Source organism: Paenibacillus sp. FSL R7-0302 (genome assembly GCF_038006885.1).
Taxonomy (GTDB): Bacteria; Bacillota; Bacilli; order Paenibacillales; family Paenibacillaceae; genus Paenibacillus_AQ.
Genome location: NZ_JBBOWB010000001.1, coordinates 5,733,179 through 5,749,234 on the forward strand (window position 1 = coordinate 5,733,179; position 16,056 = coordinate 5,749,234).

Below are 16,056 nucleotides of genomic sequence, written 5' to 3' on the forward strand. Positions count from 1 at the left end.
GAGCCGTTTCAATTTCATCGATTTGGTTTTTATAGTAGAATAAACCCAAATAACTACCACTAGATGAGAGGTGCATCATATGAAGCAATCGTACATAGCCAGACTTGAATTATTCGTAACTAACGCCCAGCAGATTAAACAGGAATTCCCCTGGCAAAATGCCTCCGTGAACCGGCTGGCAGCCTTGCTCTACGCTGTGGAGGACAAGATCGCCAATGTAGAAGCGATCCGCATGTACCATGAGATGGTCAAGGATAACACCCGGGGCTTTTCCTCTTTCCGGGGAACCTCAGCCATCTGTATTGCTGCGCTGCTCTCCCTGTCCCCCCAGCCGCAGCAGCAGCTTGCAGCTACGCTGGCTGTATATGACCTGCTCAAGGAACGTAAATTCCGGGCCTCCGACTACCTGGTCATTGCCGCCTATCAGATCGCTGCCCATACCCCCTATGATCGATATACCGCAGCCATAGACCGCACCCAAGCCTTCTATGAAGGGATGCGGTCGAAGCACCGTTTCCTCACCGGACGGGACGACTATATCTTCGCAGCCATGCTCGGCCTCTCCGATATCCCTGTAGAGCAAGGGGTGGAGCAGCTGGAACAGCTCTATGTTACGCTCAAGCCCGAGTTCTTCTCCGGGAATAGTGTTCAGGCGCTAACACAGGTGCTGGTGCTAGGCGGCGGAGATCTCACAAGCCGGGTGCTTAGCCTGCGTGAGGCGTTCCGGGCACGGGATATCCGGCTGGATAAGGAGTATACACTCTCGTCCCTTGGCATCCTGTCCCTGATTCCCTATGAGCAGCAGCAGCTGGTAAGCGATGTCTCGGACACCTATGAGTTCCTGCGCCCGCAGAAGGGCTTCGGCGGCTGGTCGATTAACAAGCAGGAGCTGCTCCTGCTGTCTGCCGCGCTCGTCTCCTATCAATATATCGATGATGTCAGAAACGGCATCATTGAATCCACGCTGTCTACCAGCCTGACCAACATCATCATTGCCCAGCAGACAGCGATTGCTGTAGCTGCGGCCTCTGCTGCTGCGGCGGCAGCTTCATCTTAAGGGTTGACATGCAAAAGGCTTCCGGAGCGTAGTTTGCTTGGGAAGCCTTTTTATTAACGATACATTTGGACATACCACATCTTGAAGCCATGCCGCTCATAAAAACCGACACTTCGTTTCCAATCCAAATTAGAGGAACTCCCCTTCCTCCCCATCCCCGGGCATCCGGCGTCTGCCAATCCCAAACGCATAGTACCCCGCCACAACAATAGCCAGGAAGGACGCGCCGACAATCAGCGACAGATGCGTATCCGGGTTGAACCACATCCCGATGATGACCAGCGACAGGAAGATGATAATAATGTAGTTACTGACCGGGAAAAAGCGGGATTTGAACGGATGGGCTGCCATCTCGCCTGCCCACCGCTCCCTGAATCTGAACTGGCTGAAGGCCAGGGCGAACCACGGAATCATTCCCGGAAGCACGCTGGCACTGTAAATGTAGAGAAACAGCTTGGAGTCCGGCATCAGATAGTTTAACAATACGCCGACCAGCAGCAGGGAGATCGTTGTGATAATGCTGTTGCGGGGTACTCCGCTGGCAGAGACTCTGCCGAAGAACTTCGGAGCCTGTCCGTTCTGGGCCAGCGTGTAGAGCATTCTGCCCGCGCTGTAGATTCCGCTGTTGCAGCCCGACATCGCCGCTGTAAGCACCACGAAGTTGATAATGCCTGCCGCAGCGACAATCCCCACCTTGGCGAAGGTCAACACGAACGGACTGCCGATCTCGCCGATTTCATTCCACGGATAAATGGTCACAATGATGAAGATGGCCCCCACGTAGAAAATCAGAATGCGCCAGATGATATTCTTTATCGCTTTGCGAAGCGTTTGCTTCGGATTCTCCGCTTCCCCGGCCGTAATCCCCACCAGCTCAATCCCCTGATAGGCCGCCGTGACAATGCAGAGCGCGAACAGAAACCCCTTCAGTCCTCCGGCAAAAAAACCGCCATGGCTATACAGATTGGACAGTCCAAGCGGCTGCCCGCCATTCCCGAGACCGAAGAAAATCACCCCGGTGCCAATCACCAGCATCACGACAATGGCAACCACCTTGATCATCGCGAACCAGAATTCAAACTCCCCGTAGAGCTTCACCGCCGCCAGATTGGCTGCTGCAATGATGCCCACACCGATCAGTGCCGGAATCCACTGCGGGATATCCGGGAACCAGTACCCGACATAGATACCAATCGCCGTAACCTCCGCCATTCCGACTGTCACCCACAGGAACCAATAGCTCCAGGCGGTCAGGAAGCCGGCCAGCGGGCTGATATATTTGTGCGCAAAAGTGGCGAACGAACCGGTCACCGGCTCCACTACCAGCATCTCCCCCATAATCCGCATCACAAAAAACATAATGATGCCTGCCAACAGATACGCAAGCAGCACGGAAGGCCCTGCCCACTTAATTGTACTTGCCGAGCCCATGAATAAGCCCACGCCAATCGTGCCGCCCAGTGCGATCAGCTCGATATGCCGCGGCTTAAGTCCTCTGGTTAACTGTTTGGATTCCAATGAAATGCTCCCCCTCATATGTACACCTGTACACCTCACATGTACTCAACGCAATCTATCTTAATATGTAAGCATCATTGTATGCTGTGATATACATTAACGCAATGCAGAATTACTCCATCAGAAAGTTTCACCATTTGTAACAATAAAATTGCCCGAAAACCTATACATTCTGAACCATAGTGTTATAATCACTTTGTTTATTCACAAGAACAACAGGAAACAGGTGATCAAATGTTTGAAATCAAATGGCTGTGGCAGAACCTGGAGGGCAACCGGGCGCGGTATATCGTGGCGCTCTGCCTCTCGGTAGTGGGATCAAGTCTTACGATTGTGAACCCCTACATCAGCCAGCGCATCGTCGATACGTTCATTGCCGGTGACCACGCAGGAGAGAATCTTGCTACAGGACGCGGGCTGCTGATTGCGCTCTGCCTGGGCATGATCGGCTTCTCCCTGCTCCGTACAGGGCTGGCATACTTCACGACCATGCAGTACGAAATTTCTTCACAGAATATGATGTACAATATCCGGATTTATCTGTACAACAAGATTCAGGGCCAGGACCGGGAATATTATGACCGCAACCGCACCGGGGACCTGATGACCAAAATGACGGGGGATCTGGATATGGTCCGCCACTCGATGGCGTGGATTTTCAAAACGATTATTGAATCGCTTACGATTTTCCTGGCAGCCGTCATTTATTTCCTCACGATTGATGTGAAGCTGACGCTGTGGATGCTGATCCTGTCACCGCCGATTTTTGTGGTGGCCTTTATCTTCGCCAAAAGAGTGCGCCCGATGTACATCGACCTGCGCGAGCGGCTGTCCCAGCTCAATACGACGACACAGGAGAATATCTCGGGGAACCGTGTGGTGAAGGCTTTTGCCCGTGAGGAGTTCGAGATTGCCAAGTTCACAGAGAAGAATGTCAACTACGCGGTGGCGAATAAAAAAGCGGCCCTCGTCTGGCTCGACTACTTCCCTTATCTGGAGTCGTTCGCACAAGGCTTCAACGTGGTCCTGATGCTGGCCGGCGGTTACTACGTGATGGAGGGGCGGATTACCTTCGGTGAGTTCACGGCGTTCTCCTCGCTGATCTGGGCGGTCTCCAATCCCATGCGCAATATCGGCATTATTATTAATGATATTCAGCGCTTCTTCGCCAGCTTATCCAAAATCGTCGATATCTATTACGCCCGCCCGGCGATTGCCAATGACCATAACCCGGTGGAGCGCCGCCGCTATGAGGGACGGATTGAATTCGACCATGTCCGGTTCAAATATGATAACGCTACCGTGCTGGATGATGTGAGCTTCACGATCGCCCCCGGCGAGACCATTGCGATCATGGGGGCTACCGGCTCCGGCAAAACCTCGCTGATCAACCTCATTCCCCGCTTCTATGATGTGGCTGGCGGGCGTGTGCTGGTAGACGGCAGAGATGTCCGGGAGCTGGAGCTGGATGAGCTGCGGGGGAACATCGGGATGGCTACGCAGGATGTGCTGCTGTTCTCCGATACCATCGACGGCAATATCGCATATGGCGATCCTGATCTGCCTGAAGAGGATGCGAAGGCTTACGCGGCTCTGGCCGCTGCCCATGATTTCATTGTCAAAATGCCTGAAGGCTACGATACCGTAGTCGGAGAACGCGGTGTCGGGTTGTCCGGGGGACAGAAGCAGCGGATAGCGCTGGCCCGTGCGCTGGCGGTCCAACGTCCGATTCTGATCCTCGATGATACGACCTCTGCGGTCGATCTGGAGACGGAGGAGCATATTCAGCGCAGCCTGCGGGAGCTGGAGTACCCCTGCACGAAGATCATCATTGCGCAGCGGGTATCCACTACCGCCCAGGCTGACCGCATTCTGATCCTGGAGGGCGGCCGGCTGATTGAGGAAGGCACCCACGCCGAGCTGCTGGCGAAGCGGGGTTATTACTATGATGTATTCATGCTTCAGAACGAGGGCATTGGAAGGCAGGTGACCGCGAGTGGCCAGGAATAAATTCGATGTTGATGAGAATCTGGAATCGCCGTTTAATATCAAGCATTTCCGGCGGGCCATGGTCTATATCAGACGCAAGAAGAAGCCGATGCTTGTTGCATTCGCGCTCAGCGCATTGTCGGCGGCGATCGCCCTGTCGGCTCCGCTGATCATGCAGCATGTCGTGGATGTGACCATTCCGGCCAAAGACATGGGCGCACTGGCAGGCTGGTCCCTGCTAATGCTGGCGACCATCGTGGTCAGCGTAATCCTGGCTACGATCCGCTCGCGGATTATGACAAGTGTCGGACAGGATATTATCTTCGATATCCGCACCGACCTGTTCAAGCATCTGCAGGATCTGCCGTTCAAATATTACGATGACCGTCCGCAGGGCAAGATTCTGATCCGGGTCGTGAACTACGTCAATGCGGTATCCGATGTATTGTCCAACGGTATTATCAATTTTATCTTAGAAATCGTGAACCTGATCTTCATCGCCGTGTTCATGTTCGCCGTGGATGTGCGGCTCTCCTTCATCATTCTGGCTGGACTGCCTGTCTTCCTCGGCATCATGCTGCTGATCAAGACCCGGCAGCGCCGGGCCTGGCAGGCCGTATCGAACAAAAGCTCCAACCTGAACGCTTATCTGCAGGAGAGCATCAGCGGCATCGGCGTTACCCAGATGTTCTCGCGGGAGACGCGCAATGAAGGGATCTTCACCCGGCTGGCCGGCAACTTCCGCACGGCCTGGATGAAGGCGCTGCGTTACAACATTCTGATTCCGTTCAGTGTCGATAATCTGTCTACCATTGTTACGGCTATGATCTTCCTGGTCGGACTGCTGACCCTGGACCCGCAGAACATGACGCTGGGCGTCATTCTGGCCATGAGCAGCTATGCGGCCCGCTTCTGGCAGCCGATCCTGAACCTGTCGAACCTGTACAACAACTTCATTAATGCTGTGGCTTACCTGGAGCGGATCTTCGAGACGCTGGATGAGCCGGTAACGGTCAGCGATGTTCCCGGTGCGAAGGCGCTGCCGCCGGTTCAGGGCCGGGTGACGTTCGATGATGTCACCTTCGCCTACGATCCGGGCCTGAATATCCTGGAGAACATCTCCTTCGATGTTGCAGCCGGAGAGAGCGTTGCTCTGGTTGGTCCGACCGGTGCGGGCAAGACCACGGTCGTCAACCTGATCTCGCGCTTCTATAACCTGACTGGCGGGCGCATTCTGATCGACGGGCAGGATATCTCGCAGATTACCTTGAAATCGCTACGCGGGCAGATGGGGATTATGCTGCAGGACAGCTTCATCTTCTCGGGAACCATCCTGGATAATATCCGTTACGGCAGACCGGATGCGACCGAGGAAGAGGTTATCGCCGCCGCGAAGGCAGTCTGCGCTGATGACTTCATCCGCGAATTCGATCAGGGCTACCAGACCGAGGTGAACGAACGCGGCTCCAAGCTCTCCCAAGGACAGCGGCAGCTCATCTCGTTCGCCAGAACGCTGCTGGCCAACCCGCGGATTCTCATTCTGGATGAGGCCACCTCCTCCATCGATGCGCAGACCGAGCGCCTGCTCCAGAAGGGGCTGAACGAGCTATTGAAGGGACGCACCTCGTTCATCATCGCGCACCGCCTGTCTACGGTGAAGAACTGCGACCGCATCATGTACGTTGCGAACAAGGGCATTGCCGAGAGCGGCTCGCATGACGAGCTGATCGCCCGCCGCGGCCTGTACCACCGGCTGTATACAGCGCAGAAGATGGAAGCCTGATGTTCGGTGCAGGATAAGGCTATATAGATTGTACTTGTAATTTTCCGTGTTGGGATTGCCGTGACTCCAGAGAATGTTTGGCCCTCCGGCCGCTGTTGTCCCCAGATTTCTTGAATCAATTTGAACCGCTCTTAGCGGTAGAAATCCGGTGACAAAGGCGGACGCTGACGCTCCTACAGTTCCAAAATTCTCCTCCGCCACTTTTCCCTGTCTGTTTATTTTAAGTTCAATTTTTATACACTCAAATAAGAAATCGCCAAAAACCGCAGCAAGGTTTCGCCCCTGTCTGCGGTTTTTGGCGTGCTTGGATGAACTATACAGCACATATTCAGTGAAGAATATGTCCGCATGCACGGTCCGTTACCACCTAAGTCTGCTGGTTGCTGGCTTCATCAATTTGTGCAATTAAGCAGCACTCCTGCTGCGATCCATGCGGACTGGAGAGCCGCTATTCCTGTACATTGCACCATATTGCGGGCTAAGCGGACTCACATGTACTTAACTAGTCGCTCTTGCCTCATTTTAATCACCAACCGGCCTTATAACGGCCTCTTAGTCCGCGGGCGAGCTGTAAAGCTGTCTTTTTCACAAAATAAGGGCCTCATGGTCCGGTTGCAGAACCTTCATATACTCTTCCCTAAGCATACTGTAGATCTCCAGATCGACCACTCCCTTGCCGGACCAGAGGGCCGCTTGCCGCAGCATCCCTTCCTTGACATATCCGTTCTTCAGCAGCACCTTCTTGGAAGGCTCATTATTCAGCATTACCTCAGCCTGAATCCGGTTCACCTGCACCTGTGCGAACAGGAATTCCGTCAGCAGAGCCACCGCTCTGGAGGCAAGGCCCCGCCCCCAGTGGGCTTCCCCGAGGAAGTAGCCAATCGTCACCATGTTCACCTTCTGATTGAACTCACAGGCTTCAATAATCCCGAGTAGCTGCGTCTCGTCTTCTGCGGTGAAGATGCCCCACTTGATCCGCGATCTTTTGAGATAGTCCCGTTCATAATGACCGATCATGCTCTTCACTGTCAGCTTGTTGTGCTTGGGGATGATGCCGCAATACTCAAACACATGATCATTGCTGTAGATCTCGAACAGCTCATCCAGATGCTGCACCTCAATCTTGCGCAGTACAAGCTCCCCTGATCTTAGGACAGGGAACTGGTCAAACACAACCTCCATGTTCATTCCCTTACACTCCATTCTCTGCTTCCTGCATGCCTCGCCGGATGGGGACGTACAGATCAATCATGCACTTGCCCTGCGGGTCCTGCGCAGGATCATTCAGACAGAATTCCAGGCATGGCCGGTCATCGGCTTCATAGCCGCTGCGAGGTAACCATACGCTGAACATAGTATCGTACGCAAGGACAAATCTATCTACCGTATCGTAGTAAGAATACACTGCATACAGGCCGCCGGCCAATGTCTTGAACCCGACTGCCTCCCGGTGCGCCTCCGGCCCGAAGTCGGCAGGCAGTGTTACACAAGCATCATAGCGGCAGGCCGACTCTTCCGTAAGCTCCCCGTCGTCCAGTGAGATTCCGATGAACTGCTGATTCGCCGGATGCAGCCCCTGCTCAGCAGCCCAGCCGGTTAGCTTGTCCCATGCGTGATGCGTATCCAGGTAACTTCCAATATGCCTGACATAAGCGACCTCAACCTCTGTAATTTCTCTGAGTTCTACCATACTGTCCCACGCCCTCCTTAACAGCGGATTACCTGCTGCTTTATTGTAATCTGCCAGGGCGCCCGGCTCTGCCTGCTTATTGCTGAGGAATGACGGGAAATTGCTATGTTTACGTTTCCTGCTTCTGATGGTGCCCGGCGAACAGCCGTAATGACGCTTGAAATGAACGCCCAGCGCAGATACCGACTCGAACCCGCAATTCCCCGCGATCTCCAGAATGGTCAGGTTCGTCTCAGTCAGCAGCACCCATGCCCGCTCAATGCGCCGCCTGGTTACGAAGGCCATGGGTGTCATGCCCGTGAAGGCTGTAAATATTCTGGTGAAATGATACTTGGAGAAATGGGAGACCTCCGCCAGCTGATCCAGCCGCAGCGGCTGGCTGCTGTGATTTTCTATGTAGGCAATAACCTGCTTAATCCTCTCCCCATACTGCTCCTGCATCGCTGAATCCTCCGTCCCCTTCGTGTTACAATACTGTACAAATATAAATGGATGAGGCGATAATCAATGGTTACCACTCTCTACTTCGTACGACATGCGCACTCTACTTATTCTACCGACGAATTGAATAGACCTTTATCTGAGAAGGGGAGTACAAGCACTCTCCAGAGTATTGCAGCAATACAAAGGCAAATCGATCGCGATCGGAACTCACGGTAATCTGATGGTCCTGATCATGAATACTCTGGACAAGCGTTATGATTATAGCTTCTGGAAGCAGTTAGAAATGCCCGATATCTATAAGCTAAGCTTCCATGAGGACAAGCTTGAGGGTGTACAGCATATTTGGCAATAACTCTCCATTCATCCTATTGAACTTGACAGACTGCTGTCACAACCCTGTGATATAACCAGGTAAAGGAGTGATTGTTATGGCAAGCTATGAATACTCGTCCCGGCAGGAGCTGATGGACACGATCCACGCTCTATACCTGCTGCTGGATGCCGAATTCGATGGTATAAATGATACATATAAGGATACGCGAGTTCCCGAGGTGGACAAGACCCCTGCCGAGATCATTGCTTATCAGCTGGGCTGGCTGGGGCTGGTGAGGGGCTGGGAGAAGGATGAGCTGGCGGAACGAACAGTCCAGATGCCCGCTGCGGATTACAAGTGGAATCAGCTGGGCGGGTTATATCAGTCCTTCTATAGTAAATATGCGGAGTATTCCCTATCCGGGCTGCGTGAGCTCTTCCGGCAATCCGAAGAGCAGTGGCTGGATTGGATCGCCACCTTAACGGAGGAGGAACTATTCATTCAAGGCGCCCGGAAGTGGACCGGAACCAAGGAGAACTGGCCGATGGCCCGCTGGATTCACATTAACTCCGCCGCTCCGTTCAAAACCTTCCGGGGGAAGATCCGGAAGTGGAAAAAGCATTGTCCTGAAGGACTGGCAGAGTAAAATAATGGCAGTATGACAAAGTCGCATAGCAGCATAGCATCCAATGCTTCCCAATCATTGCGTGCTGTCTGCCCTCCCGTCTGGCGCTTGCATCCCCCTCCTGCCAGGGCCTTCCCGGTTCATTCCCCTGCTCCCGTCCTTGAAGTTGGGGCCGCCGCCGTTCAGGCCGGGGAACCCGCCGGGCCGGGAATTAAAGTCTGCACTGGTAATATTCTGAGCAGTGACCGCTTCGCAGGAAGTGAGCAGCAGCGAACAACTAAGCATGCTAATAATTAAGGTGATGTAATATTTCTTAGTCCGCATGATTAGACCTCCTTGTCCCGGTCAGTAATACATATACGTCTTGGACACCCAAGCAGGATAAGACGAGCAGCAGCGGATATACGGGATACAGGTACCGGGACTTGATCTCCCAGAGCAGGTAGAACCCGATGAAGCCAAGAATCACCAGCAGGAGCGGGGTCTCCGCGAAGCGCTTAGCCCGCAGTCCCCGGATTAACCGGATCAGAATGAAGACGTACATCAGGAAATTCTGGACATATAAGGCCCACAGCAAGCCGCTCCGGTATATAGAAGCACCTTCAAACAGTCTGCTTGCAGCTGTGGAATAGCTGTAATGGCCCATCACCATGCCGCCTCTTACGCCGCCAGAGGAGGCTCCTTCATTTCCTATCCCGTAGCGCTCCATCTGGTAGGTCCCTTCCGTCCAGGTCCAGACCAGCTTTTTATAGTACATTCCTGCAAGCTCAGTTACGGTCGCGTCAGAGAGCTTGCTGCGAATAGAGTCCTTGAACAGTTCTACACTCTCCGTCTTATTATAGCCGGCCTCCTGCTGGTAGATATTATAGCTCTCCCGGTCATCCCAGAACCCGAGTGTCTCCAGATTAATCCCCATATTCAGCCACATGTACACTGGAGCAGAATTGCCGGACGGCGATTCGTCCACAATGCCTGTTGCTTGAAGCGCCGTATTCTGAATCCAGGCAGGAAGAACCCACAGCAGCAGGGTTATGCCAAAGGCAGCAATGACCTTCTTCACGCCAATCGCCCGCAGGTTCAGGAGCAGACTGAGAACAATGGCAATCAGGAAGATCATACCTATACTGCGGAAGTAGTTGCCGAGTGTCAGCAGAACCGCCGCGAACAGCATATCCTTCATGGATCTTCTGCGGATGAACCTGACTGCGAAATAGAGCGCGCTGGTAAGCAGAGCCGTGGCAATTCCATCATTATAGATGAAGTTGCTCATGAACATAGCCGGTATATAGGTCGCAGCCACAATCAGAAGGCCATAGTTTTTGCTGCGGGATTGGGGTCTCAGTTCTTGGCCGAGCAGATAGATGACCAGCGTGGTGACGAGCGTGAACAGGATGTTGAAGCTTTTGATCACCAGATAATTGTCCGGGAACAGAAGCAGCAGCGTCTTCAGATACAGCACGAAGGAGAAATTAAAAGGGAACATATACAGGTATCCGCCTGACTGAAAGGAGGAATAATCCTTGTCATAGAGCATAGCCCAGGCCAGGGACAGCACCGTCTGTGAATCATCTGTAGGCATGCGGGTGAACAGGAAAATAATCACGAGTTGCAGGATACCCGACAACAGCAGCACGGCAGGAATAACCTTGACCCGGCTGTACCCTTCAAGCTTCCGTGAGAGTCTGTACAGCACAAAGCCCAGGCCCAGAACAACTACAATCCATAGCAGGAACACAAGTGGCTGCTGCCCTTCCAGCACTGCCCAGTCACCATACACGGAATAATTATATTTCGCCCGGAACAAGAAGGATGAAGCGATGAACAGTCCCATGAACAAGGCGAGGATGAGTGTTACGATTTGCTGGATTCTTTTTACCATGATACCCTCCTGACCGGCAGCGCCCGGCGAGTCGTTCGCACGTGCCTTAATCCATATACGGAGTATACATAGTGAACCTGAATGTTAGTTGAAAGGATGCTTCAGACACGCCAAAAACCTCCGGGTCCTCTCCAGCCGCCGCATTCATAGATGCGCTCATGCCGGAAAAGCTTCCCGAAGGCTTGCTGCTTAACCTATTCTCCTCCTGTTGAATACGTACGGGTGAATCACTTGCCAGCAACAGCACGAACCACACGAAAGCCCTGGTCATTCCCCCGGCTGCTCGGCTCGAATTTGCCGCGGAAGGATACCTCTGTGTTGTTCACTCCGCCGATCCAGCCGCCGCCCTTCACCAGCCGGACCGAGCCGGTCTTGCTATTCGAATCCCCTTCTCCATACCAGTTCCAGCACCATTCCCTTACGTTCCCTGACATATCATACAGTCCCAGCTCATTGGGCTGCTTGAGGCCGGTATTCCTCGGCTGGCTATGGTTGTTCTCAATCGCAGGCCAGTTCCAGTCCCCGGTCAGGAATTGATCGCCGGAGTTCCTCCAGTACCAGGCTACTTCCTCCGGATTGTCGCTTCCGCTATACGGGTTGCTTGTGCTCATCTGGCCTCCGCCTGCTGCATATTCCCACTCGGCTTCTGTCGGCAGACGGTAACCGTCCGCCCCTTCATTCGCCGTTACAGTCCATTTCATGAAATCCCGGTCACTTGTATTATTCGGATCGACCGTATTCTTGTCTATATTATAATAGGGGGCCAGGCCTTCCTTCACACTCCGCTCATTGCAGTACTCCACGGCATCATACCAGGTTACACTCTCTACCGGCAGCTTATCTCCTTGGAACTGCGAGGGGTTATTCTTCATCACTTCCAGCCATTCTTGCTGGGTGATCTCATATTTACCGATGTAGAAGTCCGGGAGGGTCATCTCTGTCCCGTAATAATTGGATTTCGTATCCTTAAAAGTACCGCCTTCCACCCGCACTAAACGCTCATCAGCGGCAGGCTTCTCCTGCGAGCAGGCACTGGCTATAACCGCGATTGCCATGCACAGAATCAGAATCATTAATCGTTTTCTCATGAACAGCTCTCCTTTGAGCAGATGGGCAAGGTACAGGACCTAAGCGAAGTTCGGTGCGCGAAAATGATAAGGCCGGCAGCTTGTCCACCCGGCCGGCCTTAGCCTGTCAACGATTAGCTGAACTTACGGTACTGCCCGAACGGCAAGTGCCGGTCAGCTTATCCTTTACCACACGGTTACGTTGGAGGAGCCGCTGCTCTGGTATCCTTCGGTAGCCAGTACCTGGTAAGACCAGTTGCTTCCCAGATTCATGCCTTTGCTCTTCCAGGCATTCACGTGGTTGTTGAACGTGATCTGAACATTGCTGCCGATCGGTCTTTTGGATTGTCTTACACTCCAGTACTGAGGGAATGTGGCATTTCCGTCAATCGAAGGAGCGTCGTAACGCATTGTGGTGTAGATATCATAGGTACCTCCATCACTGTTCACAGTACCTTTGAACTGGCCGGTAGGTCTGTAAGTCCCCCAGCTATCGACCACGTAATATTCAATAAGGGCATTCCGGGTCCATCCGTAGAAGGTCAAATATCCGTTACCGGAAGGTGAAAAGACACCCGCGTTATAATTGACGACCCGGTTCGCCGTGCCGTAGGTCCAGCCTTTACCGACTACGAAGTTTCCGGTATTATACCAGTTCACACTGTAATTCCCGCCACTTCCGTTCACCGCATTCACGGTTCCGCCGCCATCGGTCCAGTTCTGCCAATAATCTGTTGCGCCTGCAGTAGCTGCGAACGCGCTGAAGCTCAGTGCCGCTGTCATTAATACCGTAAGAAGTTTCTTTTTCATTGTAAATTAATACCTCCCGATTATAATGTGTTTGCTTACAGCTTACTGCTCCCAGCAGAATATAACTTATCCTGATGGTTATCCCATATATTTACTTGTCCTCCTTTCGAGATGATTATATCTAGTAAGCGTTTACATTTCTCTCTGCAAACTAAAGATTAACCCCCAATTTTTATTGATATTATGAAATTATTGGGATGCTCGCGCGAAAAATGACCCTAAAAGGTGAATGATGTAACAACTTAAGAGGGTTCATCCGCTTCCCTCTGAGGGCATTCGGCGAATTCGGGAGCACTAGCACCTCATGCAATCATATGCCCTCAGGATCATTCAAAGAATACTGTTACATGCACAAAAGCCGCCCCGATACGGGACAGCTCTGTACTGGCGCTCCTAATTTCTCCTAATGCTCCTAAAGTCTCTTAGCCCATCCGGATGACAGCCTTGACCACATCCTCCTTATTGTCGATCACGTAATCGAAGGCCTTCTGCGTGTCTTCGAATTCGAATTCGTGGGTCACGATGCCCTTGACGTCAATCTTGCCGTCCGCGATGGCTCCGATGGCTGCCGGATACAGGTTGCGGTACCGGAAGACCGACTTGATGTCGGCCTCCTTGAACATAATCTGCATGAAGTCAAAGTCGATGATATCCTTGGCAGCTAGGCCGACCAGGACGATGGTTCCGCCTCTTTTGACCAGATAAGGGGTCTGCTTCACCGTATGCTCGCTGCCTGCCGTCTCGATGACCTTATCCACGCCCGCGCCACCGGTCCAAGCCGCAATAACCTCCAGTACATCCTCCCGTCTGGCGTTAATCACCCGCGTAGCCCCTAGCTTCATCGCTGCCTCCAGCCGCTTCTCAATGATGTCCACCACCACAATCTCCGTAGCCCCGAATGCCTTGCAGGCCAGCAGGGTGACCAGCCCGATGCAGCCCGCTCCCAGAATCACCACACGGTCCCCCAGCTTAACGCCGCCCTGCGCCGCAGCATGGAGTCCCACCGCCAGCGGTTCCACCAGCGCCCCCTCCTCCGAAGTCACATTATCCGGCAGCTTGAAGGCCATGTTCTCCGGAAAAGCCATATAATCCATCAGACAGCCATGGTACGGCGGAGTCGCCAGAAACTGTACATCCGGGCACAGATTATATTTGCCGCTCTTACAGAATTCACATTGTCCGCAGGTCACACCAGGCTCCAGGGCTACCCGGTCCCCCACCTTCAGGTGCTTCACCCCAGGCCCAAGACCCACTACCTCTCCGGCGCATTCATGCCCCAGAATGAAATCTCCATCCACCACGAAATCGCCGATCCGGCCATACTCCAGGTAATGCACATCCGAGCCGCAGATACCGACTACCTCCAGCTTGACAATCACCTCACCCTCCCGGGCTACGGGCATGCTGATTTCCTTCATTGCCATTTGCTTCAGATCTGTCATATAACAAGCTCTGTTCTTCATCTGTTTCTCCTCCTCAGGGACATTAGCTTGCTCTTATAAAAACTACTGTTACTTCAAGACTTCTGCCTTCTTCAGTTATATAATAATATACTTTTATAAAACTATTTAAATAAGATTATAGTCAGATTTAAAGTGAAGTCAACAAAAACTCCCCCAGAGCAGGACAGTGCCGCGCTTGCAGCAACGTCCCTCTTGTGGAGGAGCGGGAAAAGCAGATATTGTATTAGGTAAAATCAACCCGGTTCTAGATGCTGTCGATAAACTCCGTCACCAGCTCCAGGGCAGCACCCACAGCGGTAGCCTCCAGCTTGTATTTGCAGACCCGCAGGTAGGAACCGTCCTGTTCGAAGGTGTTCTTGTGCGCTGCTAACGCCTGAAGATCATCGATGTATTCCTCCATGTAAGCTCCGGCATAGCCGCCGAGAATCACATCGCAATCGTACAGCATCCGCAGGTTATTCACTGTGATGATCAGATAGCCCACATACTCCTGCCAGATGGCCTGCTGCTCCTTCTTGCCCTCTCCCAAGAGCCTGAAGAATTCCACAATACTGCCCCCGGTGCTGTCCGAGAGGATTTTCGCGGAGCAGTAGGCATCGACGCAGCCCTTCTGCCCGCAGTAGCAGGTCCGGCCTCCAGGCAGAATCGTCATATGCCCGAACTCCCCGCTGCGGTGGTTCTGGCCTGCATAGATCTGATTACCTACTATAATGGCACCGCCCACGCTATTGTTAAGGGACAGATAGACCACATTGTGTATGTCCTGCTCTCCCCACAGTTCAGTGAGTCCCGCCGCATTCGCATCATTGCTCAGGACGCAGGGATAAGGGATGTATTCGGCGAACCGCCGGACACTGCCTCCCTTGAAATCTATGACTGTAGCATAGCTCACTGTCTGCCGGTTCCCGGATAGAATCGCGGGCAGCGCAATGCCTACACCGAGAATCTGGCTGCGTTCCAGCTGACAAGCCTCTATGAAATCCTCTACCATCTTGCCTACTCCCCGGAAGTAATTCTCCTCATTCGCAAATGGATAATGATTCCTGACATTCTTAATGATCCTGCCGCTCAAATCAATGACGACAATTCCCACATGATTCAGGGTAACATCCAGTCCGACAGCATAACCCGCCACACTGTTGCAGGCCAACGACTTGGCCTTACGGCCTCCGGTGGATTCATACAGCCCTGTCTCCTCAATCAGCCCGCGTTCCTGCAGCTCCTTGAGATTCTGTGTCACGGTGGGAAGACTTAGACCTAGCGCCTGCGCAATCTCCTGAATGGAAGTGGACTCACGGTGGTACAGGTACCGGTAAATGGCGTTTCGGTTCATCTTTTTAACTTCCATACTGTTTAAGCGATGTGTCGCCATTCGAATCCCCCCACTTTTACAAATGTACTTTATAATTTTATACATA

At 52.9% G+C, this 16,056-nt stretch carries 14 protein-coding genes; 5 read left to right on the forward strand and 9 right to left on the reverse strand.

Annotation, left to right across the window (positions count from 1 at the left end; all coding sequences use genetic code 11):
- The first annotated feature begins 79 nt into the window (after window positions 1-79).
- Window positions 80-1,057 (forward strand): DUF4003 family protein, encoded by a 978-nt coding sequence (locus MKY96_RS24765; protein ID WP_340944122.1) that lies wholly within the window; start codon window positions 80-82, stop codon window positions 1,055-1,057.
- Window positions 1,058-1,186: 129 nt separating this feature from the next.
- Here the strand turns inward: MKY96_RS24765 and MKY96_RS24770 are convergent, their stop codons facing one another.
- Complete coding sequence (locus MKY96_RS24770; protein ID WP_340944124.1) at window positions 1,187-2,575, reverse strand: amino acid permease; 1,389 nt, start codon at window positions 2,573-2,575, stop codon at window positions 1,187-1,189.
- 234 nt (window positions 2,576-2,809) lie between these two features.
- Between MKY96_RS24770 and MKY96_RS24775 the strand changes: the two genes are divergently transcribed.
- Together MKY96_RS24775 and MKY96_RS24780 are read left to right on the forward strand one after the other, a co-directional pair.
- Window positions 2,810-4,585 carry an ABC transporter ATP-binding protein gene (locus tag MKY96_RS24775; protein WP_340944125.1) on the forward strand — a complete coding sequence of 592 codons (1,776 nt, stop codon included), beginning with the start codon at window positions 2,810-2,812 and terminating at the stop codon, window positions 4,583-4,585.
- Window positions 4,572-6,347, forward strand: a complete 1,776-nt coding sequence (locus tag MKY96_RS24780) for an ABC transporter ATP-binding protein (RefSeq protein WP_340944126.1) — start codon at window positions 4,572-4,574, stop codon at window positions 6,345-6,347. Before MKY96_RS24775 ends, MKY96_RS24780 begins: the two co-directional genes overlap by 14 nt.
- A gap of 585 nt (window positions 6,348-6,932) precedes the next feature.
- On the opposite strand, the gene MKY96_RS24785 is transcribed toward MKY96_RS24780, so the two are convergent.
- Both MKY96_RS24785 and MKY96_RS24790 read right to left on the reverse strand, forming a co-directional pair.
- Window positions 6,933-7,535: a GNAT family N-acetyltransferase gene (locus MKY96_RS24785; protein WP_340944128.1), complete on the reverse strand. Its 603-nt coding sequence runs from the start codon at window positions 7,533-7,535 to the stop codon at window positions 6,933-6,935.
- Between the two features lie 4 nt (window positions 7,536-7,539).
- Window positions 7,540-8,478, reverse strand: a complete 939-nt coding sequence (locus MKY96_RS24790; protein ID WP_340944129.1) for an AraC family transcriptional regulator — start codon at window positions 8,476-8,478, stop codon at window positions 7,540-7,542.
- Between the two features lie 172 nt (window positions 8,479-8,650).
- On the opposite strand from MKY96_RS24790, the gene MKY96_RS34000 reads away from it, so the two are divergent.
- Both MKY96_RS34000 and MKY96_RS24800 read left to right on the forward strand, forming a co-directional pair.
- Window positions 8,651-8,833, forward strand: a complete 183-nt coding sequence (locus tag MKY96_RS34000; RefSeq protein ID WP_445671457.1) for a hypothetical protein — start codon at window positions 8,651-8,653, stop codon at window positions 8,831-8,833.
- A gap of 76 nt (window positions 8,834-8,909) precedes the next feature.
- Entirely contained in the window at window positions 8,910-9,440 is a 531-nt protein-coding gene (locus MKY96_RS24800; protein WP_340944131.1) for a ClbS/DfsB family four-helix bundle protein, read from the forward strand.
- Window positions 9,441-9,494: 54 nt separating this feature from the next.
- On the opposite strand, the gene MKY96_RS24805 is transcribed toward MKY96_RS24800, so the two are convergent.
- From MKY96_RS24805 to MKY96_RS24830, 6 genes are all read right to left on the reverse strand, one after another.
- A complete protein-coding gene (locus tag MKY96_RS24805) occupies window positions 9,495-9,743 on the reverse strand; it encodes a hypothetical protein (protein ID WP_340944133.1) in 249 nt (82 codons plus the stop codon).
- The gene (locus MKY96_RS24810) at window positions 9,733-11,298 is read right to left on the reverse strand and encodes a glycosyltransferase family 39 protein (RefSeq protein ID WP_340944134.1); all 1,566 of its coding nucleotides are present in this window, start codon (window positions 11,296-11,298) and stop codon (window positions 9,733-9,735) included. Before MKY96_RS24810 ends, MKY96_RS24805 begins: the two co-directional genes overlap by 11 nt.
- Window positions 11,299-11,525: 227 nt before the next feature.
- The gene (locus tag MKY96_RS24815) at window positions 11,526-12,386 is read right to left on the reverse strand and encodes a formylglycine-generating enzyme family protein (RefSeq protein ID WP_340944137.1); all 861 of its coding nucleotides are present in this window, start codon (window positions 12,384-12,386) and stop codon (window positions 11,526-11,528) included.
- A gap of 165 nt (window positions 12,387-12,551) precedes the next feature.
- Window positions 12,552-13,175, reverse strand: coding sequence for a glycoside hydrolase family 11 protein (locus tag MKY96_RS24820; protein ID WP_339222314.1), 624 nt, complete (start codon window positions 13,173-13,175; stop codon window positions 12,552-12,554).
- 422 nt (window positions 13,176-13,597) lie between these two features.
- Window positions 13,598-14,638: an NAD(P)-dependent alcohol dehydrogenase gene (locus MKY96_RS24825; RefSeq protein WP_340944139.1), complete on the reverse strand. Its 1,041-nt coding sequence runs from the start codon at window positions 14,636-14,638 to the stop codon at window positions 13,598-13,600.
- Window positions 14,639-14,882: 244 nt separating this feature from the next.
- Window positions 14,883-15,971 carry an ROK family transcriptional regulator gene (locus MKY96_RS24830; protein ID WP_340944140.1) on the reverse strand — a complete coding sequence of 363 codons (1,089 nt, stop codon included), beginning with the start codon at window positions 15,969-15,971 and terminating at the stop codon, window positions 14,883-14,885.
- Window positions 15,972-16,056: the final 85 nt, after the last annotated feature.